General features: G+C 36.5%; 21 protein-coding genes. All 21 read right to left on the reverse strand.

Translation table 11 applies throughout. The annotated features are described in order from the left end of the window. Window positions 1–8: 8 nt before the first annotated feature. Window positions 9–998, reverse strand: a complete 990-nt coding sequence (locus MKY30_RS01370) for a LacI family DNA-binding transcriptional regulator (protein WP_147210718.1) — start codon at window positions 996–998, stop codon at window positions 9–11. A 132-nt stretch (window positions 999–1,130) separates the two neighbouring features. Next, window positions 1,131–2,402, reverse strand: coding sequence for a Gfo/Idh/MocA family protein (locus MKY30_RS01375; RefSeq protein ID WP_147210703.1), 1,272 nt, complete (start codon window positions 2,400–2,402; stop codon window positions 1,131–1,133). A gap of 20 nt (window positions 2,403–2,422) precedes the next feature. Next, window positions 2,423–3,040, reverse strand: coding sequence for a DUF624 domain-containing protein (locus MKY30_RS01380; RefSeq protein WP_156984965.1), 618 nt, complete (start codon window positions 3,038–3,040; stop codon window positions 2,423–2,425). Window positions 3,041–3,126: 86 nt separating this feature from the next. Then, window positions 3,127–4,023 carry an ABC transporter permease subunit gene (locus MKY30_RS01385; RefSeq protein ID WP_156984966.1) on the reverse strand — a complete coding sequence of 299 codons (897 nt, stop codon included), beginning with the start codon at window positions 4,021–4,023 and terminating at the stop codon, window positions 3,127–3,129. A 12-nt stretch (window positions 4,024–4,035) separates the two neighbouring features. Then, a complete protein-coding gene (locus MKY30_RS01390) occupies window positions 4,036–4,980 on the reverse strand; it encodes an ABC transporter permease (RefSeq protein ID WP_186813652.1) in 945 nt (314 codons plus the stop codon). 201 nt (window positions 4,981–5,181) lie between these two features. After that, a complete protein-coding gene (locus tag MKY30_RS01395; RefSeq protein WP_156984967.1) occupies window positions 5,182–6,795 on the reverse strand; it encodes an extracellular solute-binding protein in 1,614 nt (537 codons plus the stop codon). 112 nt (window positions 6,796–6,907) lie between these two features. Next, entirely contained in the window at window positions 6,908–7,819 is a 912-nt protein-coding gene (locus MKY30_RS01400; RefSeq protein WP_341085584.1) for an ROK family protein, read from the reverse strand. A 229-nt stretch (window positions 7,820–8,048) separates the two neighbouring features. Beyond that, complete coding sequence (locus tag MKY30_RS01405) at window positions 8,049–8,987, reverse strand: 1-phosphofructokinase family hexose kinase (protein WP_341082598.1); 939 nt, start codon at window positions 8,985–8,987, stop codon at window positions 8,049–8,051. A 27-nt stretch (window positions 8,988–9,014) separates the two neighbouring features. Further along, window positions 9,015–9,872 (reverse strand): tagatose-bisphosphate aldolase subunit GatY, encoded by an 858-nt coding sequence (locus tag MKY30_RS01410; protein ID WP_339282905.1) that lies wholly within the window; start codon window positions 9,870–9,872, stop codon window positions 9,015–9,017. A 14-nt stretch (window positions 9,873–9,886) separates the two neighbouring features. Next, window positions 9,887–11,074, reverse strand: coding sequence for an SIS domain-containing protein (locus MKY30_RS01415; RefSeq protein ID WP_341082600.1), 1,188 nt, complete (start codon window positions 11,072–11,074; stop codon window positions 9,887–9,889). An 85-nt stretch (window positions 11,075–11,159) separates the two neighbouring features. Then, on the reverse strand, window positions 11,160–11,876 hold the full coding sequence (locus MKY30_RS01420; protein ID WP_246145149.1) for a GntR family transcriptional regulator: 717 nt from the start codon (window positions 11,874–11,876) through the stop codon (window positions 11,160–11,162). Window positions 11,877–12,355: 479 nt separating this feature from the next. Then, window positions 12,356–13,198 carry a YitT family protein gene (locus MKY30_RS01425; RefSeq protein WP_147210138.1) on the reverse strand — a complete coding sequence of 281 codons (843 nt, stop codon included), beginning with the start codon at window positions 13,196–13,198 and terminating at the stop codon, window positions 12,356–12,358. 1 nt (window position 13,199) lies between these two features. Continuing rightward, the gene (locus MKY30_RS01430; RefSeq protein ID WP_147210137.1) at window positions 13,200–15,146 is read right to left on the reverse strand and encodes a BglG family transcription antiterminator; all 1,947 of its coding nucleotides are present in this window, start codon (window positions 15,144–15,146) and stop codon (window positions 13,200–13,202) included. Window positions 15,147–15,323: 177 nt separating this feature from the next. Continuing rightward, complete coding sequence (locus tag MKY30_RS01435; protein ID WP_147210136.1) at window positions 15,324–16,142, reverse strand: PTS system mannose/fructose/sorbose family transporter subunit IID; 819 nt, start codon at window positions 16,140–16,142, stop codon at window positions 15,324–15,326. Next, on the reverse strand, window positions 16,135–16,917 hold the full coding sequence (locus tag MKY30_RS01440; RefSeq protein WP_147210135.1) for a PTS mannose/fructose/sorbose/N-acetylgalactosamine transporter subunit IIC: 783 nt from the start codon (window positions 16,915–16,917) through the stop codon (window positions 16,135–16,137). Before MKY30_RS01440 ends, MKY30_RS01435 begins: the two co-directional genes overlap by 8 nt. 20 nt (window positions 16,918–16,937) lie before the next feature. After that, entirely contained in the window at window positions 16,938–17,423 is a 486-nt protein-coding gene (locus MKY30_RS01445; protein WP_147210134.1) for a PTS system mannose/fructose/N-acetylgalactosamine-transporter subunit IIB, read from the reverse strand. Window positions 17,424–17,445: 22 nt separating this feature from the next. Further along, the gene (locus tag MKY30_RS01450) at window positions 17,446–17,874 is read right to left on the reverse strand and encodes a PTS sugar transporter subunit IIA (protein ID WP_341082601.1); all 429 of its coding nucleotides are present in this window, start codon (window positions 17,872–17,874) and stop codon (window positions 17,446–17,448) included. A gap of 19 nt (window positions 17,875–17,893) precedes the next feature. Then, window positions 17,894–18,952 carry an SIS domain-containing protein gene (locus MKY30_RS01455; RefSeq protein ID WP_339282914.1) on the reverse strand — a complete coding sequence of 353 codons (1,059 nt, stop codon included), beginning with the start codon at window positions 18,950–18,952 and terminating at the stop codon, window positions 17,894–17,896. Between the two features lie 281 nt (window positions 18,953–19,233). Beyond that, window positions 19,234–19,890: a DUF4352 domain-containing protein gene (locus tag MKY30_RS01460; RefSeq protein ID WP_341082603.1), complete on the reverse strand. Its 657-nt coding sequence runs from the start codon at window positions 19,888–19,890 to the stop codon at window positions 19,234–19,236. Between the two features lie 86 nt (window positions 19,891–19,976). Further along, complete coding sequence (locus MKY30_RS01465) at window positions 19,977–21,407, reverse strand: alkaline phosphatase (RefSeq protein ID WP_147210130.1); 1,431 nt, start codon at window positions 21,405–21,407, stop codon at window positions 19,977–19,979. 302 nt (window positions 21,408–21,709) lie between these two features. After that, a complete protein-coding gene (locus tag MKY30_RS01470) occupies window positions 21,710–22,564 on the reverse strand; it encodes a PP2C family serine/threonine-protein phosphatase (RefSeq protein ID WP_147210129.1) in 855 nt (284 codons plus the stop codon). Between the last annotated feature and the right edge of the window lie 34 nt (window positions 22,565–22,598).

The raw sequence follows: 22,598 nt of genomic DNA on the forward strand, positions 1-22,598 counted from the left end.
AGACTTTCTTACCTCACACTATCTCTCAAAATTAACTCTGTAGCCAATAATATTTTTTTTGCAATAGTTCTTCCGTCTAAGCGTTCTAACAATGTATCTACTGCAGCTTCTCCCATCTCTTCTGTGAATACTTTCACTGTAGACAGTGAAGGGTAAACATACTTTGAAATAGACATATCGTTGATTCCAATAATGCTTACTCTTTCCGGCACTGAGATATTTGCTTCATGTAATGCTCTTAAACTTCCAATTGCCATGACATCACTGCTGATAAAGAAAGCAGACGGTAATCGTTCACCCAGCTCTTCAATTGCTTTTTTCATAAGTTTATAACCGTTGTCAACGGAGAAAATATCAACATAAACATAATCTGGCTGAAATAAACCTAACTCCTTCATATAAGAGCAGAATGTCCGCTCTCTCAAATCAGGAATAACCTCTTTTTCTCCTTTAGCAATTTCTCTGCCGCCAATAAAGCCGATTTCCTGATGGCCTGTTTCCAGGAAGTAATCGATCACTTTATAGGTTGCCCTCTCAAAATCAACAATCACCGCATCAAAATGGTCCTGATCGGGACTGTAGTCAACAAAGACAACATGCTGATTAACCTTTGCCAATTCTTTTACCTGGGAATAACTAAACTTTCCAACAGCAATTATTCCATCAACATCTTTAGACGCTATTTCATTGATATTATCAAAGAAATAGACATCTGCATTCATATTTAATTCTTTACAGCGTTGTTCAATTCCCAGACGAATCGATAAATAATATAAATCATTTAATTCTTCCTGTTCTGTATACCAATGCACAATTGCAATCTTATGCCCCCCAAATTTATGGGCCGATTTCTTTTGATAAGAGAGCTCTTCTGCTGCTTCAAATATCCGTTTTTTTGTCTGATCTGTCACGGATAAGGACGCATCATAATTTAATACACGTGAAACCGTTGCCGCTGAAACACCAGCTAATTTCGCAATATCTTTAATCGTTGCCATGTAAACACCTTCTTTATCCCCTCTGTCATTCGTATTAATCGTACCACTTTTATTTCTAAAAATCATGATAATTCTGGGTTTTCGAAAGGGTTAACGGCAATCTTTTATTATGGAATCAATATTTTTAAAGATTTATTTTATTGCTCCAGTCGCATACGCAGAATAAAAATCATCAATATGAATAGACTGTCCGTGATTAAGCCTTGATTCTTCAGCAGCAAATGCCATTAAATGACTCCTTAATGAAGTAGCAGCAGAGGAAATGCTTTCCTGCTCTCCATAATGATCAATATCATGCAGGAACGTACGAACAATATTATTATCCCCGCCGCCATGACCGCCAACTGGTTTGCTAAACTTAATAATGGATTCCTGCTTACTTGAAAAATCGTAAACAGAAATTTGGTTTTCAGCCATATTACCCCGAATTTCACCTTTTGTACCCATAATCTGCACCATACGCGTCTGCTCTCTGGTGAATCCTGACATGCTGAAGGTTGCCGTAGCCCCATCTTCAAATTCCATATTAACAACCTGGTGATCTACCACATTATTATCGGATTGATACACACACTTCCCATAATCCGTTTCATTAAGTGCTTTAATAATTCCTTCATTGGTATGATCTTCCGTGAACTTTTTAGCCCAGCCTCTGCCCTCACCTAAATAATAGCGTCCTGCATGAAAAGGGCATTCCAATTCAACTGGACATCCTTCTAAACAGCGTTTGGGAGCTCCTTCTGGTTTATTTTCTTTTCGAAAATGCATTAACGAACCATAGGAGCTGATACGCTCACATTTTTTCCCCATAACAAAATTAATAATGTCCATATCATGACAGGATTTCTGTAATATCATTGGGCTCGACTTCTCTTTATTACTCCAATTTCCCCGTACAAAGCTATGCGACATATGCATAATTTCCACATTTTCATTCAATTGGATAGAGGCAACCTGCCCTATATCACCACGTGCAATAACCTGCTTAATCGTTGACCAGAATTCTGTATAACGAAGCACATGGCAGATGGTCAGCTGACGATTATACTTAGCTGCTGTCGCCTCCATCTCAATACATTCCTTTGGATCAGGAGACATCGGCTTTTCCAAAAGAACATGATATCCCATTTCCAATGCTTTTATGGTCGGTTCATAATGGAAACGATCTAAGGTACAAATAATTGCAATATCTGCTTTTTTACCCCCTTGCAAAAGCTCTTCCCAGGAGGTGTAGCAAGCATCTTCCTCCAGTTCATATTCTACTTTCACTCGATTTCTCCGTTCATCATTCGGATCGGCTACTGCGACAATTTGAAGTTCATTAGGATAATTTAATGCATAAGGAGCATACGCTCTGGCTCCACGATCTCCCGCACCAATCAATACAGCTTTTTTTGCTTGCATATTTATTCCTCCTTATAAATTTATTCTGCTCTACGCTCAAATCTGGCGAATGTTAACTGTCCTCCCCATGTTAAGATAAAAGCAGCCACACTTCCTCCCATTAAAAATAGCAATCCGGGCATACTGATAAAAACAAGATAATAGATTCCTGCGACGGCCATAAACAAAACTATCGTCAGGACGGGATGTAAAAACCCAATCATAAACGGCCATAATAGATACTGTATATTTGACAGCTTAAAATGTGAGAATACAGGAAAGAAATACAGGAGAATCACAATAAATAAGACTGCTAAAGCAAGGATAGCAAAGCTTGCAACATAATACACAGCTTCTTCCTGCGAACGTAATATTTGATATTGGATAAACAAGCCATAACCGATGAAAAAGAGTATACCTCCAAGAATATTACTTCTCAGAAACTCCTGTTTATACGTCTTCCTAAACAATGGAAATATTGGTCTATCACCATCACCTTGAACCCATTTCCGGACAACGGCAAACATAGCAGCCGTTGCAGGCATTATTCCCAGCACACCCAGACCAAGAATTGTAAAACCTACCCATAGAAAGTGAACATATAGAAATCTCGTAATCCATAGACAAAAATTATAATATCCTGCAATAAATCCTGTCATTTTCTCCCCTCCTGTTGTACATATCTCAAATTTAAGATATGGAATATGTTTAAAGTTGAAAACATTGCTAATTTAATTATCGTTTCTTATTCTTTTACAGATCCAATCAATACACCTTTGACAAAGAAACGCTGAACAAATGGATACACGATTAAGAGCGGCAAAGAAGATACAATAATAACTGCATACTTAATGAGAGAGGCTGTCTCAATTTGTTCCGCAAATGAATTCACTGATCCTCCTTCACTACCTGCCCCGCCAGTCATTCCTTCGTTTAAGATTAATATTTCTCTTAAAATCAGCTGCAAAGGATATTTCGTTTCATCTGATAAATAGATTAATGCGTTAAAGTACTGATTCCATAAACCAACTGCATGGAATAATGCCATAACAGCAATAATTGGCAAGGATAGAGGTAAAACAATTTTAAAGAAAATATGAAAATCGGTAGCGCCATCAATTTTTGATGCTTCCACGAGCTGATCCGGGATACTCTGCTGAAAGAAAGCACGGGCAACGAGAATGGACCAGGCTCCAACAACATTTGGAACGACAATTGCCCATATCGTATCAATCATCCCTAACGACTGAATGACCAAATAAGTAGGGATTAACCCTCCATTAAATAACATGGTGAACAAAATAAACCACATAATAAACTGTTTCCCTGCAATTTCTTTCCTGGATAAAGCATAGGCACAGGGCAATAATATGACTAAATGAAGAATGGTTCCAACAACCGTATAAATAATCGTATTTCGATACCCGGACCAAATTGCATCATTTTGAAAAACTGTTTTAAAACCACTAAACGAAATATCTACCGGCCATAGCCACATTTTACCTGTATTGACGGCAGATGGACTACTGATAGAAGCACTTAATACAAAGATAAGCGGGTAAACAATCAGCAATACAATAATTGTTACGAATATCGTATTGAGAACATCAAAACCCTTATCGGACAACTGAAACTTTCGCATATCAATTCCTCCTTACCACAGACTGTTCTCACTGGTTTTCCGCGCGATTTGATTGACGATTACCAGCAATGTTAAATTAATGACGGAATCGAATAGACCAATTGCTGCAGCAAAACTATATTGTCCTTCTAACAAACCAGTTTGATATACAAACGTCTGAATAATATCTGATGTCTCCGCATTTAAGTTATTCTGCATTAAGAGTACCTTCTCAAATCCAATCGCCATAAAGCTTCCAATATTTAAGATAAATAAAACCACAATGGTCGGTAAAATCGCCGGAATATTAATATGAAGGATTCTCTGTATCCTTGACGCTCCGTCTATCTTTGCAGCTTCATGGAGCTCTGGATTAACTCCGGATAATGCTGCCAAATAAATAATGGTTCCCCACCCTAACGTTTGCCATTGACCAGACCATACAAAAATATGGCGGAACCATTCCGGGCTTGTAAGGAATGAAATAGACGATCCGCCCAAAGAAGTGATCACATGATTTATAATTCCAGTAATTGGGTCCAGAAAAGCAACAAGCATCCCTACAATAACCACAACAGACATAAAATGCGGCGCATATGTAAGTGTCTGTGACCATTTTTTAAAAGGACCATTTTTCAGTTCATTTAACATGAGCGCGAATATAATCGGCAATGGGAATAAAATAAGCTGATAAAGGCTTAAAATAATGGTATTTTTAATTAACCTCCAAAAATAATAAGAATCGAAAAAACGGGAAAAATGGTCAAATCCAACCCAGGGGCTCCCTGTAATTCCTTCTGTTGCATAAAAGTCTTTAAAAGCAATTTGCACCCCATACATTGGAATATAATGAAAAATAGTAAAGTAAAGAATTGCCGGCAAAAGAAAAACATATAATCGCCAGTTTAAAAGCACATTTTTCTTAAATCTATCTAATCTGCTATTCATGCTTATTGCGCGTGCAGGATTCTTTGCCATTCTAGCCCTCCTTTTACAGCCATAACTACGCATTAACAAAGTAAAACTTTTATAGAGTAACAAGTCTATCATCAAGCACTTTCAAACGAATAAACTCTATAGGTTATGCATCTTAAGGATACAAGAGGGAATGATTCTGCATTCCCTCTCTCAAAAGCTCTCCTTCGCAATTAGTCTGCTGTGGCAAATCAGGTACTTCTCTTAGTTGCTCAAGTAGCGTTCGTAAGCATCCTGTTGAATTTCCATATACTGTTCTAATCCCATGTTTTCAAGAGTTTCAACATAGGTATCCCATTCTGAGAGCGGAGTCTGACCAGAAATAAATTGATCTGTCATTTCTGTTACATACTTCTCAATATCTGCCCCCACTGATGTCATGGTATTATTCTCCTCTTCTGTATACGTGAAGGATGGCCATACTTCTTCAATAAAATCTGGCTCCAGTTTTTCAGCGGCCTCTTTGGATGATTCTGTACCTTCAGCGCCTTTAAAGTAATCCTCCATTAAAATTCCTGGATATTGACCGCCCGGCCAAGTCAGGTATTGCGCTACTGCCTGGTCTAATGTTAATCCATCTGGATTATCACGTATTTCTTCTACATACTCATACTCGCCGTCTTCTGTTTTTTCAAAAGTCTCTCCTTCAATCCCCATAAAGAACAGTTCAGCACCTTCATCGCTGTAGAAGTAATCCATCCAACGCGCAGTTGCTGCCGGATTTTCATTTTGACTGGTAATGACAAACCCAGTCGTACTGGAAGGGAATGAGATACCGGTAAATGCTTTATCTCCATGAGGACCTTCCAATGTCAACCCACCTGTAAAGCTGTCTCTATGCTCTCCAGGAAATAGTTCTGCCGGGCTATGATTATACGTACTTCCATAGACTCCTTCACCTGCATTTGCATAAAATTGTTCCGGGCTGATAGAGAAAATATTCTCTTCAATTAAGCCTTCATCATACAGCTTGTGAACATATTCAATCATTTCCTTATAGTTTTCTGTCGTCGGATAAAAGCGCACTGTTTTTCCATCTGGATCTAAATCAATAAAGCGATGCCCTTTTCCTTTATTTCCGATTCCAAAAGAACCTTTTAAATAAGTGAGAAGTCCATTGATGGATTGTGCACCAAATGGGATTTCCTCGATGCTTTCATCCCCGCTCGGATTACCTTCCTTCACTTCTTTTAAATACTCATAAAATTCATCCGTTGTTTCCGGCACGTCCATGTTTAATGCTTCAAGCCAGTCTTCACGGATCCACGGTCCTTCACTAATACGCAATGCAGAAAACTCAGGGTCATAAATTAATGGGAAAGAATAAATATTGCCGTCCGGGAACGTAATCGCTTTTTCTACTTCCGGGTACTCTTCTAAGATGCTTTTTAGATTTGGCGCATGCTCCTCGATAAGATCATTTAAAGGAATAAAGGTTCCTTGCTGTCCATACTTAAAAATATCAGGAACAGGAATTAATGCGCTATGGAAAGCATCAGGCAAATCTCCACTTGCCAAAGCAAGATTTCGTTTCTCACTCAGCCCTTCATGCGGTACCATGTCCCAATTCACATTAATATTTGTCATTTCCTCATACTCATTCCAAATTAGAACATCATTCCAATCATCTGCGGTTGCCGGTGCCTTTCCTGCGAAAATATCTAATTCAATCGGTTCTTCTACAATCGGCAAGCCAGAGTCGGTCAGATTATCCAAGTCTTCCTCTTCCGCCGCATCACTGCTTGAATTATTATTACTACACGCAGCTAATATAAGAACTAACAGCATCAACACAATAAATAATTTTTTTAGTTTCAATGAAAACCCTCCCCTTAAATTAAATAGTTTAGTTTAATAAAAGCGATAACTGAAATGCTCAAGACTGCAATATAGTTTCTTTCACCCCCTTCTAAAATAACTTTTAATCAGTTCATTTTAAAACGCTTACATTTTTAAGAGCATTTCTACTCGCTCCAATTACTCCGGCATCTTCTTTCAATTTACTGACTTTAATTAGACTATTTGCCTTCTCCTGTACTAAAATCATATAATTATCAACTAATTTATTTAGTAAATCAACGATATACGGCTGGTGATTAATTACACCGCCCCCACAAACTATTTGATGCGGATTAATTAGGCAAGCAATGGTATAAATTCCTCCAGCTAACGATTCAAGCATCTGGTTAATAACCTTTTCAGCCTGTTTTTCATTTTTTTGATATTTTAAAAACAATGTTTCTATTTCCATATCTGGATCATTATAGATGTCTCTTGCCAGCTGTAAAATCCCGGGCCCTGAAGCGATATTTTCTAACGTTGTACTTGTCTGCGACTGGTCAATTCCCGGCATCGGAAGAAGACCAAGTTCCCCTGCAAACCCATTTCCTCTAAGAAAATTCCCGTTATGTATAATCGAACAGGAAATACCAGTACTTACAGTCACATAAACAAATGTTGCATTCCCTGGTAAATTCGCTGCCTCCCATTCTGCATAAGCGGCCATATACACATCATTATCTATCGTAATATTTTTTACTGACGGAAATTGCTCTTTCAATCTCTTAATAATAGGAAAGTTCCTCCACGGTAAATTATTTTGGAAAATAGCTAATCCCTTCTCGCGGTCTACTTTCCCTGGAACGCCAACTCCCATTGAAGTTACTTCCTGCATAGAAACATCTGCTGAAAAAATTAATTTTTGAATGCATCTGACTACTTGCTGAAACATTTCCTCCGGATTTTCCTTTATACTCGGCAGTTCACAACGATGAACAATGTTCCCGACAGAATCTGCAACAATTGATGCAATTTTTGTTCCTCCAATATCTACACCAATCACATATTCCAATTTATCACCACCTCAAGTAAACATTTACTTATTATTTAATAAATTATTTACTAATGTTTTTCTTATATTAACATACTGTTTTTTATTCGTCTATAATATTTTTAAAATTAAAAATTAACAAATAAATACTTCTTATACAATCAGTTTACTAAGAATAAGGAGCTTTGTTTAATCTATCAAGTAAAAAAGACGCATCCTCGGATACGTCTCTTATCATTTATCATGAAATTTTCTTAACCTCAATCTGTTTTAAATAATACTCCATCTGATTTAAGCTAATTCTTCCGGTTTGTTCTTCTAAAGCATTTAATACCCCCATCACAATTCCAAACCGGATAAAATCCTCCCCTTCCAGCCCCCGCCGGCAGCCTGCTGCCAATCCGGCGATCACTGCATCTCCAGATCCGACTGGATTCACTGCTTCTACTGTCGGACACGCAACCTGGTAAATTTTATCACCATACTTTGCAATGGCTCCGTTTTTTCCAAGTGTAACAATAACCCAGGATAATTCATTAAATACTGGCTTTCTTAATGCTTTTATGACATCTTCTTCATACGAACATATTATCCCTGCAAGCTCTTCAAATTCTTCCTGGTTTGGTTTAATCAAAAATGGAATATATTGATTTTCTAAAGTATTCTGGATAAGAGAGCTTTTTGTATCCAGCAATACATGTTTATTTGCTTTCACAGCAATATCGATCAGCTGCTGATAAAAGTTTTCTGGAACACCTTCAGGTAAACTGCCAGAAATGGTGATTACTTCTACTTTTTCTGCCTTTTCTTGAAAAGTAGCTAGAAACGTTTCTATTTCCTTTTCGGCAATTGTCGGGCCTTTTTCCAGAACTTCTGTCTGCTTCCCATCATGAATAATAGCAATACAATTTCGTGTTTCTCCTGCAATTGGGGTAAAGTAATGCATAATACCATGATGATTTAATTCCTCTTCAATAAAGCTGCCAAGATGTCCTCCCGCAAATCCGCAAGCAGTCACTTCTTCCCCCAATTGATGAAGAACCCTTGTAACGTTCAGACCTTTGCCCCCCGCTGTCTTAGATACAGCTGCTGCACGATGAATACGATTTTCCTGAAAATGTTTTACCCGATACTGTATATCCACCGAGGGATTTAGTGTAACTGTAAGGATCACTGTCATTCTTCCCCTTTCGTGCACAATCTCATCTTAAGCGTTACCAGCACTCATGCAAATAGCGATTTTTTCCTGGACAGCGGCTTTCATTGCTTTTTTAGCAGGCTCCATATACTTTCTTGGATCTGTTTCATCCGCATGGTTTATTAAATATTCCCTCAACCCATAAGAAAAGGGGATTTTTAATTCTGTAGAAATATTAACCTTTGCACATCCCAATGCAATACACTTTTGTACATCTTCTTTTGAAATACCAGAAGCTCCATGCAGCACAATAGGAATATCAATTAAATTTTTAATCTTTTTCAACCGCTCAAAATCCAAATTGGGCTCTGTTTCATATAAACCATGACCTGTTCCAATAGCAACAGCAAGAGAATCTACACCAGTCCGTTCTACAAACTCAATAACAGTCGCCGGATCAGTATAAGCCGCTTCACTTGCTTCCACAATCAAATCATCCTCTTGACCGACAAGCTTTCCCAACTCTGCTTCTACCGTTGCTCCATAAGCATGAGCCTCCTCCACTACTTTTTTGGAAATAGCAATGTTTTCTTCAAAAGAATGATGTGAGCCATCAATCATCACAGATTTGGTCCCAAGCTCTAAAGATGCTTGAATAGAATCAAGTGTTTCATGATGATCTAAGTGCAATGCTATCGGAATATTATTTTCTTTTGCTGCAACTTCTGCAATTGCCTGAATATAGGCACGTCCGGCGTATTTCATAGTTCCTGGTGTTGCTGCCAAAATAACGGGAGACTGTTCCTCCGCTGCAGTCTGAACTACTGTTTGGACTGTTTCTAAATTATGAATATTAAATGCTGGAACTGCATACCCTTCTTTATTTGCTTTGATGAGCATTTCTTTTGTATTCTGAATCTCTCCCATTGCAGCACCTCCTCTTATTTTTCTCCATCTCCGGAATAATCATAAATCGTAACCCCTTGAACAACTCGATTGAGACTTCCACTTGGACTTGGATTATCTGGTGTAACTCCTAATTGAGCAGATTTCTTTAAAGCCAGCACTTGCGGAAGGATAATATAAAGCAGGCTATTATAAAAATCATTTTGAATAACCGACTCGGTATGGTTAACAAACAATGACCAATCTGCCAGCTCTTCTACTGCCTTATCATAACGTTCTCCAATTACAATCAGCTTCAGCTGTGAATCCTCTGCTGCAAGTTCTCTCACAATATCCAAATCATACTTTCTTGTATATGGATCCTCTGAAAGAAACACGACAACTGCAGATTGATCATTCAAAATAGATTTCGGACCATGACGGAATCCAAGGGAAGATTCATAGACTGCAGCTACCTCGCCACCTGTAAGCTCCAACATTTTCAAAGACGCTTCATGCGCCACATGCTGAAGCAGTCCGGATCCTAAATAAACAATCCGGTCCATAGGGATTTCTAATATTTCTTCGACAGTTGGAGTAACTCTACCTAAAACGTTTTCTGCACACTTGGCTAACAATTCAAGACGCTGCTTTGATGTTGGCTTAAGAGAAAATAGCTCGTAGCATAAAAGCATCATACTCGTATAGCTGCTGGTCATCGCAAACCCTTGATCATGTGCATCATCAGGAGTTAAGATACTTAGACTATTCGCATCATTCTCTGTCCGCTTAGCCAGCTCCCCTTCCTTATTACATGTAATCACTACTTGATAAAAATCCTTTACTATCTGTTCACCCAGCTCAACAGCAGCTACACTTTCCGGGCTGTTTCCTGATCGTGCAAAAGACACAAGTATTGTCGGCACTTCTTTAAATAAATAGTTTTCGGGATTCGATACAATATCTGTCGTTGCTGCTGCTTCAAACTGAACAGCACCCTGATATTGTCGCTGCAATACATAAGCTGTAACATCTCCTGCAAAAGCTGATGTCCCAGCTCCTGCTAAAAGTACTTTAACCTGTGTATGCTTTTTTAAAATAGATTGGATAAAATCCTGATACCGCTTTCTGTTTTCCTCAAAGTTAGCAAAAGCCTCTAACCATACTTTGGGCTGCTGATTAATTTCCTTCGCTGTATATCCTCCATAGCCTTCTTTTAATTCCTGTTCCGTTAATTGAAACATATCAAATTCCTCCTCTTCATCTGGTTATGTTGTCATGACCAGATGTTTTTTATAAAAAACGCGAACAATTTTATCCGCGTTTAATTTACGTTAATTCAACTCTGTAATTAAACTTATCTCCTCTGGCAACACTAATTGTATATTCAATCAGCTGCTCCTGATGATAAGCAAAACGTTTAATCAGCATCACCGGCTGATTTTCTGCCAGCTTCAAATAAACTGCCTCCTGCTCGCCTGCAGAAGTGGCTGAAAAATCTTCCTCTACACGTGTAACTTTTCTTTGATAATCCTCTTCAAACACCTCATACATCGGCTTTTCAATTAATCGCTGCTTCGTTAAACCAGGAAAAAATTTTTGCGGGATATAGGAAGTCTCATAGATAAGTGGTTCTTCATCTGCCAATCGCAGACGGATAACCTCATATACCGTTTCTCCTTCTTCTAACCCTGTCGCTGTCATCAGCTTCTCGTCAATTGATTTCTCCTGGAACTCTAAAACATTTGATTGTGGGTTTTTATTCTTTTTTCTCATTTCATCAGTAAAGCTGTAAAGTCTTTTTAAATCTTGTTTAAACGCTCTTTGTGAAACGAAGGTTCCTTTGCCATGAAGCTTATAAATATAACCTTCCTGCTCCAATGCCTGGAGAGCCTGCCTCACAGTAATTCTGCTCAGCTCATAACGATCACATAATTCCCGCTCAGAAGGAAGCTTTTCGTGCTCATGATAGGTTTGGTTTTCAATTTTCTCCTTTATTTCTTCAATTAATTGCAGGTATAAAGGAATTTTGTTTGACTTATCCACGTATTCCAGCATCCTTTCTCACAACTGGTTATTACCAGTTGTGTATACTATATCGTGTTTTTGAATGAAAGTAAATACTTTTTTAAAAGATAAGAAAATATATATAAATGCTTAGGTCACCGCTGCAATGGTTTTCATGGGGGGAGTAATCGCAACCCCAGAAATACACTACGCTTTCCATGGGCCCCAAGCTCATCTCCTCGAAAAAAAGAAGAACACTTTTTTCCTGCGGAGGCATACAGGATGTATGTCAGTTCGGTGCCTGAGACAAGACGTCGCGAACTTAACCGAACTTCCTTTCATTTTGGGACTGCGATTACTCGTCCCACCGAAAACCGTCGCGGCGGACATCTCCTTGGCAAGTACCCCAGTATTTTAAAGACCAAGTGATTTTCTTGGTTTTTCTTACTGTGAATAGCAAGTTTAAAGACAGAAACCAGTTGAACCATGGCATACAATCACTATTTTCAGCAGCTGTATTATTGGACAGTCATAGATGCTTTATACCCTTTTCTGATAACCTCCTGAACCTGATGAACAGTTACATAAGCGTTCACATCAATTTTTTTGATTAATTCTTTCGTCTTCAGAATATCTTTTTTCCTGCATACCAAATATAATATTTTCTTTTCATTTTTGGAATATCCGCCATGCCCATCTAAAATCGTGATTCCATGAGCCATTTTATATAATACATCATTTGCTATTTCATCAGCATGATTGGACATGATAAATATCGCTGCTCTTTCATCCATTCTATCCACAAAGTAATCAATTAACTTAGCACCAATATAAACGGAAATAACTGTATACATGCCTTTATCAACTCCAATAATAAATACAGAGCTCAGCACAATAATAATATCTATCAGCAGCATCGCGTTTCCGACAGATAAACCCAGATACTGATTCAGTCCTCTTGCTAATACAGTAGTTCCGCCATTTGTTCCTCCAAATCTAAATATCAGTCCTAATCCGCCCCCTACAAATAATCCTGCAAATACAGCAGAAAGCAAAACATCATCTGTTAACGGTCTTGTATTCTCTGTCAGATATAAAAGTAACGAGGATGAAAATACAGAAAACAAAGTATAATACATGGTTTTTTTCTTAAATAATTTAAAGCCTGCCAGAATAAGAATCAGATTAAATATCAGATTTGTTACACCTAATGGCCAATTAAACAGATAATGTGTAATCACACTGATTCCTATTATTCCACCTTCGGAGAGCATATTGGGTATAATATAAAAATTAACACCAATAACAAAAAGAAGACAACCAATAAAAATTCCAAACAATTCCTTAAAAACCTGTTTCATTTTAATATCCGCTACTTTCCATAGTTAATATATCATCTAAAAATACTTTGTAATTCTTTCTCTTTACTAATCTTTGTATATTTTCTTTATTCTGAGCCCATTTTGAAAACATCTCACATAAGATATTTAAGTGATGATCTCCGTCTCTTTTCGTTTTTATTAAAAATAAAACTCTTACAACATCATTGTCCCAGACAATTGGATAATTAAGGACAGCAATATAACAGACAGGCTTCCTGCAAATCTTATACAAGTCTTGTAAATGAACGATATTATTCCCTATCTCATGTGCGACAAATGGATTCGCTAATTCGGAATGCGGTTCAACAATACCTTGTGATTTTAGATCCTGCAGAATATTTTGAAGAATACTTTCTTTATCGCTGCCTTCTAAATGAAAGTTCGAAAAAGTTTCTTGAAAATATCTGTTAAAATAACCGCTAAAGTCTCCTCTATAAAAATCAATATTATTAGCAATTTGCTGGATCTGCTTGATATAGTCTCCTTTTTCTATTGCAACCTGTGGAATTGCTTGGGGTATATCCAATTCATAGGAAGATACAAAAATATCATAATCCCCTATCCGTCCTATAATATCTTCTACAGAATCACAATTTGTGATAACATACTTATCCTGTGGGAACTTATCCCGCAGCTCTTCTAAATACATTATTGTTTCTGCGCGGCCTCTCCCGCTGACCATACAGATTGAAATTTTACTTTTTTTGTTTAAATTACGTAGTGCAACATTAAAATAAAGCATCAAATAGCCAAATTCATTAAGGTTTATTTTTATATTAAAATAATCCTCCATTACTTTGACTGCAGATATCGTAACCTTTGCAGCAAAAATATATTTTTGTAAATTTTCATGTACAATGGGATTTCGTAAAACCATGCCGCTTCTTACTCTTCTCAACATCTGGTAAACATGCAAAGCTAAATATTTTTTTAGAATAAAATCATTTGAAACATCGATATCAAAATTATTCTTTATCTCAAAATAAACTGCTTCTAACGCTTGATCAATTCTGGGCCAATTCGCTTCTTTTATCATATTTTTATTTTGTAAAATTTGCTTTGTCTCCAAATGCATGCTGATATACAGCATTTCATTATCATTTAATTCTGCATTAAATTTCGAGTTCAGTATTTCCACAAACTGCTTACTAGCCCTGCCTACATGAGAATTATCCTGGTTTAATTCCTTCGTGGTGTCAGCATGTAAATCAATAGGATGCTTTTGCTTATTTCGTATAATAGATATTAATACGTAGACAGCTATGTTCTGTAAGGAAAAGTCTGATAAGATAACATTAAAGCGATCGCATACTTCTTTTAACACGCTCTCTGTCTCGGGAATAAATGCACGATTATAGTTTTCAAAGCGAATATCTGGGTCGTTATGATTCTCTGCTCTGAAGTTATTTTGAAAAAAGTACTCTTCTATACAGGTTCGTTTATTTAATTCATGTCCCTTAATCGTTATTCCATAATTAGCTTTTGATATTAGAGATAATTGGTAAGAATATAAAATTCTCTTCACTTCAGGCATGTCCACATTTAATGTTGATCTGCTTACAAACATTTCTTCTGCTAAATCATCTAATTTAATATATCCGACATTTACTAGTAGTCTCCGGATAATATAAAAGATACGTTCATAATTATTTCTTTTATTTAAATGCAGTCTATTTATATTGATATGGGATAAATATTTATATAGATTTAACTTTACCTCTTCTGTTTCAAAATATAATTTATATCCTTTATTCTGGGTAGAATCAATCATAATTCCTTCTTTATCCAGCTTATTCCTTAAATTTTTTATATCACTTTTTATTGTACGGACAGAAGCGTCTGCAGCTAAAGCCAATTGTGCCGCTGTTTTATATTTTAATGATAATAATTCATTTAATATTAATAATTCCCGTCTATTAAAATACAAATTAATTACCTCTCTTCAAAAGAAGATATCTATTATCTATTGTAAAGAACCCCTATCTAAAATCTATATAAATTTTAGATAGGGGTGTAAAGCAATAAAGGAGAGATTTATTCCACAACTAACGGGAAATTCCATCGTTTTCGGTACTAAATCAATACTCTCCACAGGTAAAATCCATTAAATAATCCCTATTAAAGAACCAATAATACCAATAGCGATTGTTACTAATAAAATAGTAGTCGGCTTCATTCCTTTTTTCAAAAGGTAGAACATAAGAATAGTATACAATAATGGTAATAACAACGGGAAAATTTGATCTAAATATTCTTGCATTGGAATTTTTTCATCTCCAATAGTAAATACAAGGGAAGACTCCAGTTTTACCATAGAGGCTGTCATCGCACCAATAACCATCAAACCGACAATTGTTGCACCTTTGGATATTTTTTGCATGATTCCTGAGTTATTAGCCTGATCCATAATCTTTGTTCCAAATTTGTAACCAAATACACCACCATAATATCTGACAAGCATATGAGGTACATTAAATAAAAGCAGGAAAAGAATAGGTCCAAGTATACTTCCTTGTTGAGCTAAGGATAAACCAATACCTACTGCAATAATACGCAAGGTCCCCCAAAATAACGAATCCCCTATACCAGCAAAAGGACCCATCAAACCAATTTTTACATTATTAATAATCTTTTTATCAAAAGATGGATTTTCACTGGCTTCTTTTTCTAAAGCAGTAGCAACACCAGTAATGGTTGTTACAACATGGGGAGTTGTATTAAAAATGTTCATATGTCTTTCTAATGCTTCTGCCCGGTCTTTCTCATTTTTATAATATCTTTTAATAGCGGGCCACATTCCAATGGAATACCCAAGCGCCTGCTGTCGTTCGTAATTATAAGAAGCTTCCAGCATAAAAGAACTCCAAAATATTTCACGCATTAATTTTTTCTCATCTTTGGTTAATTTTCTTTTATCAGACATCAAACAGCTCCTCCTCATCCTCTTTATCAGTTGTATCCTGATCGCCGCCATTTTTACCGCCAAATTCATAGACAATGATGAAAGCCAGCACGACACCAAACAAGGTAATTCCCAATATAGGAATATTCATATAAGCTAATAATGAAAAGCCTAACAAAAAGTATAAGACATTTGTTTTTTTCATCATTGGAAGTAATAACAAAGCAAAACCGACTGCAGGCAATAATCCTCCTGCTACTTCTAAACCATTCATAATGGCGTCAGGAATATTATTAACAAATGCTTCCACGGCATTTGATCCAAATAATATAGCTACAAACCCGACAACAAAGTACAGCGCACAGTGAAGCAGTAAGCCTCCAACATTAAGATTTATCATTCCTTTTATATTAGCTGCTTTTGCCAGCTTCATTGCATAATCCATAAACCAGCTTCGAATAATAAAAACCAGAACTTTGATAGATTGTGCTAATAAAGCAATTGGTAATGCTAAAGCAAGAGCAACTTCAGCTCCATTATTACCGATAATTGCATACGCTGTTCCAAGTCCGGCACCAACCAGGACATCTGGCGGGACAGCTCCGCCCACTTGAATAAAACCCATAAAAACCAGCTCTAATGTTGCTCCAACCAGCAGACCGGTCTGTACATCCCCAAGTGCTGCACCAATAATTGTCGAAACGACAATTGGTCTGATTACCATTGGTGTTCCAAGCATCTTTTCAATAAACCATAGTAAAGCTAGAATTATACCTACAATTAATGCTGTTTGCATGACAATCCCCCTTAAGCTAATTAGTTTTTCATTTTATTCTTTAAATCCTTGTACTTTTTAGCGCTTTCATCAGGAACCTGTCGAGCTTCTATTTCATATCCTAAATCTATGATTTTATCCAAATAGTGCATATCTTCCTTAGATACATAAACCGTTGACGATAGAGCTTTCTTATCGTCTTCTTTTTGCATATTACCTAAATTAAGAACAGGCTTTTCATCTATTTCCTTTATAAATTGATAGGCCGACTCTGGATTAGAACATATAACAAATACCCTCATTGCTTTTAACTTCGGATGTTGCACAAGCTTTACTGCTTCCTGAACAGGACGAATAGCGAGTCTCACTCCATCAGGATTACTTAACTTTAGTGCCTGTTTTCTAACCTCATCATTTGCTGCGTTATCATCTGCTATAACAATAGCTTCATAAGATAATGCTGATTTCCAGCTATATGCCACTTGTCCATGCAATAATCTATCATCTATTCTCATTTGAATAATCATTTATTTCTTCCTCTCTACATTTTTATATATCAAATATTTCATTAGCCGCTTCATTCGTTTGATGCTTTTGATTATCTGTATAAATAATTTGTTCTTTGGATCTTTTAACAATCTCTTTTAACTTTTCTTCTGTTACATCCACCTCGTTCAGCATTACTGCTTCCAAAAGTAATGGAAGATTCACTCCAGTAATGAAGTGTGTATTTTCTCTATCCATATATTCGAGAAAAGCCTGGTTTACACTGCCGCCAAATAAATCTGTAAAAATGATAACAACATCTTCTGTGGCAGCATTCTGCTCAAAAAATGTTTTTATTTTTTCTTTTAAAGGGACTTCATCTAAATAAGCATTCATATAATGCAGGTTATCCTGCTCACCTAAGATCAAGTTAATAGAAGAAATGATCCCTTCTGCAAAGTTTCCATGTGTTGCAACTAATATTTTTTTCATCTGACTCCCTCCTTTTTATTTACAGTGATTTATTAATGTAATCTACTACCCGCGGGTAAATACCTTTGGTCAAATCTCTGCCTCTATCCGTCGACAGCATATATGCAAGAACTTGGAAATACGTTATATATTCCAAATTACTGAAATATTTACTTTCAGGACTTACATTAAAACTTGCTTCATCATAATCACCAATTAAATAGCAGGAAGAAATTTCTTTTTCAATAAAGGCTGCTATACTTCTTGCTTTTTCACGATCCTCATTGCTTCTGCTTAAAATGAAATACCCTATATTTTGATTAAAAGAATTCTGCGGACCATGGATCAGTTCTTCCAATTCAAAACTATTTGTAAATACAGGAAGCATTTCCATGAACTTTATATCTGCTTCCTGAGCAACTGCCCATAAATCGTTTGTCCCGGCGAATAAAAAATTATGCTTCTGCATTAACTCAAACTTATGTTTTTTATACCATTCCATTGTATTCTCTTTAATTTTCATCAAATTTTTAATCATACTATGATAATCCTGCATATATATATCAATTTCTTCTTCATTTATTTTATCGCAGATATCTAATAAAGAGATATAAATCCAGGATAATGTAGCACAGGTAGCTGAATAACCAAGCGTACGATATAAATACTCTTCGTTTTCTGAGCCGATTTCCAGAGCTATATCAGCTATATCTGCAATTGGTGAGTTCAATGTTTCAGTAAGTGAAATCGTTCTGTATTTTTTGTTTTTTACTATTTGCAGTGCTTCATAGACAAGCTTTGTTTTTCCTCCTTGCGAAATAAATATATATAAATTTTTTTCATCTAATAAGGAGTGGTTATAATAATGAACAAACATATTCGGGTAAATAATATCCACTGGAACCTGATTAATATTTTCCGCAAAATGCTTTGTTGTAAAAGCAGCGTTGTAGGAAGTCCCTGAAGCAATTATTACAATTCTCCTTATTTCAGAATCCGCTTTCAAAAATTCCTTTAATTTTAATTTCAATCCTTCTTTGTTTTGACCTATTTTTTGAAGCTGGGTTGGTATACGATTAATAACCTCAATCATACTCATGAATTTCCTCCTAAACATCTTAATAACCCAATGATATTCCTCTTTATAAGTTATATCCATATACAATATTGCACGATTAATCATGCAGTATTGTATATATTTCCGTTATTAGATTGCTTAATAGGATAGATGGAAATAATATAAAAATCAATTAGTAATTATTTCCAAATGTATAAAATTATATTTATATTGCTTTAGTTTTTAGCCCCTATGCATAAAAAAAGCAATACATGATATTAGATTTCTCCAATTACATATCATGTATTACTCTCTTATTCTACTTAAAATTCAACAGTTATCTCTTCTGCATCAGTCAGCTTATTATCTGCTTCATCGAAAAGATCACTTGTCAAAATCGTTAACTCTGATAAATCTTCCGTTTCATCTACAATAAATCCCAAATTTCCTTTTCTTGATTCTCCAGGCTCTATTGGTTCATTTAAACCTTCGAGGTATAGTTCATCTTCCCAGGAAGTATTTTCACCATCATTTGTTTCTACCAGAGCGGCCGGACTAAATTGTAATGTTTCAGCAGTCGTGTTTGTTATTTCTACAAATACTTTTACATAATTAAATTCGGATTCATTGTCTGTTAACCCATGAAAATAATCTATCATTCGATAAGAAGGACGCAGATGAATCCATTTTGCGTCTCGCAGTGTCATTTCTATATCGCCAATTTGATATGTTTCATTGACTTGTTTTATTTTTATTAAGGTGGATTTCCCCTTTGAATCTTCAACAACCTGATCCACCACAAGTAATTCGCTATCATCTGGCAATTGCGGGTTTTCCAAATATCCATCTAAATAGGAAGTTGTCTGCGTATATTCTTCCTTATCTGTATCATTTTTTGCTTCAGCCTCTTCAGCCGGCTTATCTTTTGCACAGCCTGCTAATACAAATATTATAATTAAAAAACCAAATATCCTGTTCACACGACATACTCCTTATCGGTTTAAAGCGTCGCATATGCTCCACTAATGAATTCATATGCAACGCCTATTTATTGTTGATTTACATTTTAATCTTCGTCTTTTTTATCTTCTTCCGCTTGTTCTTCCATATCCGCATCCTCTACTTCAGCCTTTACATTGCCTCCATCCAGAATCCCAAAGACTAATTTAGCTTGGTCTGTATTATCAACCTGACCTGCAAACAACTCCGATTGCGGACCAAAAGCATACACGTTTACATCCTCTCCCGTATGACCACCTGTTGTCCAGCCTGTATTCGAACGGACATCAAAGATAGCTTCAATAGCATCATCAATTTCCAGCATATCTTCTGCTTTTGCTGCTTCCTTCACAGTATTAATTTCTTCTTCTGTTAATTTTAGATCAATGTATTTCCCTAGTGTTTCTTCTACATCAGCACCATTAACAATTTCTTCAGCCATAAAGTCTGGTGTACGCGTTGTTGCGCGAAGCGGCTCCGGGTTCCAGTTGTAGTCATCATCGGCTGCAATTGAAAATCCGCCAGTTGAGTGATCTGCTGTAGCCACAACTAATGTCTCTCCATCCTGTTCTGCAAAGTTAATTGCCGCTTCGAATGCTGCTTCAAAGTCTTCCATTTCACTCATTGCACCAACAATATCATTATCATGACCTGCCCAATCAATTTGACTCCCCTCTACCATCAGGAAGAAACCATCCTCATTTTGACTAAGACGATCTAATGCCGAATTTGTCATATCTGCTAAAGATGGAACATCTTCTTTACGGTCAATCATTTTAGGCAAGCCTTCTTCTGCAAATAAACCAAGTACTTGTTCATTCGTATCATTTATAAGTTCATCTTTATTCGTTACATAGCTAAAACCATCGGCTTGGAATTCTTCTGTTAAATTACGGTCTTCTCTGTCAAATAAAGTTGTTCCTCCGCCAAGCAGTACATCAATTTTATGGCTTTCATTAATTCGTTCATCATAATAGTCATCAGCAATACCGTTCATATTTTTTCTTGTTTCATCATGTGCTCCAAATGCAGCCGGCGTTGCATGCGTAATTTCAGATGTGGCAACAAGACCTGTTGATTTACCTAATTGTTTCGCACGCTCTAACACGGTTTCTACTTCTGTTAAATCATTATCTACCGCAATAGCATTATTATATGTTTTAATCCCTGCGGACATCGCAGTTGCTGCAGAAGCTGAATCTGTTACATTCTCTTCCGGGTCCTCCGGGTATGTTGTCTGCTGCCCAACTAAGTACTTATCAAATACTGTCTGATTCACAAATTTTTCTTCTCCATTATCTTTAAAATACCGATATGCTGAAGTATAGGACACTCCCATCCCATCCCCAATTAAAAAGATAATATTTTTCACCTCTGTGTCCTCTGTTTTGGGAGGTGCGGCTTCACTTGCCAGTACATTTTGTGTGCCAGTTGTTAAACTGGTTAATGTTAATCCTGCAGCCGCTGCCAGTGATACTAGTTTTTTACTTAATGCCATTTTTTGATTTCCTCCTTCAACTTATCAATCTATTATCTATAGTAAGCAATGGATATTAACTAGAGGTTGAGGAAATGTAAGTTAATTGTAAAGTTTAGTTGTTTGTATATTAAAACAAGCCTTGGCATGAATAAATGAAAAAAAGCATCGTTCATCACCGGCGCTTTAGGTGTGAACAATACTTTTACTGAATACAAGATATAAATTCTACTAAGTCTTTTCTAGTTACTTTTCCACTTAAATCGCTGGACGCCTGAGGTCAAAAAAACATAAAATTTACTTCCCTTCACTTATTTTTTCTATTAACCCAGTTCCACAAGGATTCCCGTTTTATCATCCGCATGCTTTAAACGTGGATAATTCCGCAAGAAAATATCCGTTCCCTCTTGTTGAACAACATAATCCAGCAAGCTGTCGATACCATATTGAAAAGCAAAATTAGCGGTCTCTTTCCAAACATTACCATCCACTCCATGTAGCTGCATTCCGTCTGTAATCAGTAAGATTTTTTCCACCTGATGAAGCGGGACTCTTCCAGAGGTTAAATATTCCATTGCCTCGGTGGTGCCATCAATAATGCTGTAGCCTCCCCGGGTATTTAATTTCTCTCTGTTAGCCTTAAGAATAGGAATAATACGTTCTTTTTCCTCTTGATAAATTTCTTGAAAAGCTTCTCCGTCGATCTCTTGATTAACCCGCTTAGCGATAGCACCATACAATTCAGAAATAGCCTTCTGATCTAATCTCATAACATGATCATAAGAAAGTGTCTGGACTCCTCCATCCTGATAAGCCACAAAAATCATACAATCTCCAGATTGAGCATATTCCATATAATTTTCATGAATTTGTATTGCTGCAATGCCGCATGCACTCCGCTTTTCTTTTGCAATTGTTTCGATTTCCTGTCCCAATTCCTGTTTTGTCTTTTTTGCTAAATCTGTATTCCCTTTGCTAACCCTCTTGATTAAGCTGTCTTCAAAATTTCCTGTATCAAAACAGTTTTGAATGGTTTCTGCTGCTATTTTCCCAGACAGTCCGCCCAGTCCTGTCGCTCCATCAATTACTGCAAACAGCTCTTTTTTCTGATTTACTACGTAAGCATCTTCATTTACCGGGTTACTGCCCTGCTTATAAACTTTTGAAAAATGAATCATAACATCCCCGCTTTCTTCTCTTTAGTTATCCTGC

It is taken from the genome of Oceanobacillus sp. FSL W8-0428 (assembly GCF_038004405.1).
Classification (GTDB): Bacteria; Bacillota; Bacilli; order Bacillales; family Amphibacillaceae; genus Oceanobacillus; species Oceanobacillus sojae.

Coding starts and splice junctions, on each gene's coding strand:
- MKY30_RS01465 (WP_147210130.1), bottom strand. CDS start 21,407: ATGGCATTAAGTAAAAAACTAGTATCACTGGCAGCGGCTGCAGGATTA.
- MKY30_RS01450 (WP_341082601.1), bottom strand. CDS start 17,874: ATGAAAAAAATATTAGTTGCAACACATGGAAACTTTGCAGAAGGGATC.
- MKY30_RS01445 (WP_147210134.1), bottom strand. CDS start 17,423: ATGATTATTCAAATGAGAATAGATGATAGATTATTGCATGGACAAGTG.
- MKY30_RS01385 (WP_156984966.1), bottom strand. CDS start 4,023: ATGCGAAAGTTTCAGTTGTCCGATAAGGGTTTTGATGTTCTCAATACG.
- MKY30_RS01405 (WP_341082598.1), bottom strand. CDS start 8,987: ATGACAGTGATCCTTACAGTTACACTAAATCCCTCGGTGGATATACAG.
- MKY30_RS01435 (WP_147210136.1), bottom strand. CDS start 16,142: ATGTCTGATAAAAGAAAATTAACCAAAGATGAGAAAAAATTAATGCGT.
- MKY30_RS01390 (WP_186813652.1), bottom strand. CDS start 4,980: ATGGCAAAGAATCCTGCACGCGCAATAAGCATGAATAGCAGATTAGAT.
- MKY30_RS01380 (WP_156984965.1), bottom strand. CDS start 3,040: ATGACAGGATTTATTGCAGGATATTATAATTTTTGTCTATGGATTACG.
- MKY30_RS01415 (WP_341082600.1), bottom strand. CDS start 11,074: ATGTTTCAATTAACGGAACAGGAATTAAAAGAAGGCTATGGAGGATAT.
- MKY30_RS01370 (WP_147210718.1), bottom strand. CDS start 998: ATGGCAACGATTAAAGATATTGCGAAATTAGCTGGTGTTTCAGCGGCA.
- MKY30_RS01440 (WP_147210135.1), bottom strand. CDS start 16,917: ATGCAAACAGCATTAATTGTAGGTATAATTCTAGCTTTACTATGGTTT.
- MKY30_RS01375 (WP_147210703.1), bottom strand. CDS start 2,402: ATGCAAGCAAAAAAAGCTGTATTGATTGGTGCGGGAGATCGTGGAGCC.
- MKY30_RS01455 (WP_339282914.1), bottom strand. CDS start 18,952: ATGAGTATGATTGAGGTTATTAATCGTATACCAACCCAGCTTCAAAAA.
- MKY30_RS01470 (WP_147210129.1), bottom strand. CDS start 22,564: ATGATTCATTTTTCAAAAGTTTATAAGCAGGGCAGTAACCCGGTAAAT.
- MKY30_RS01425 (WP_147210138.1), bottom strand. CDS start 13,198: ATGAAACAGGTTTTTAAGGAATTGTTTGGAATTTTTATTGGTTGTCTT.
- MKY30_RS01410 (WP_339282905.1), bottom strand. CDS start 9,872: ATGGGAGAGATTCAGAATACAAAAGAAATGCTCATCAAAGCAAATAAA.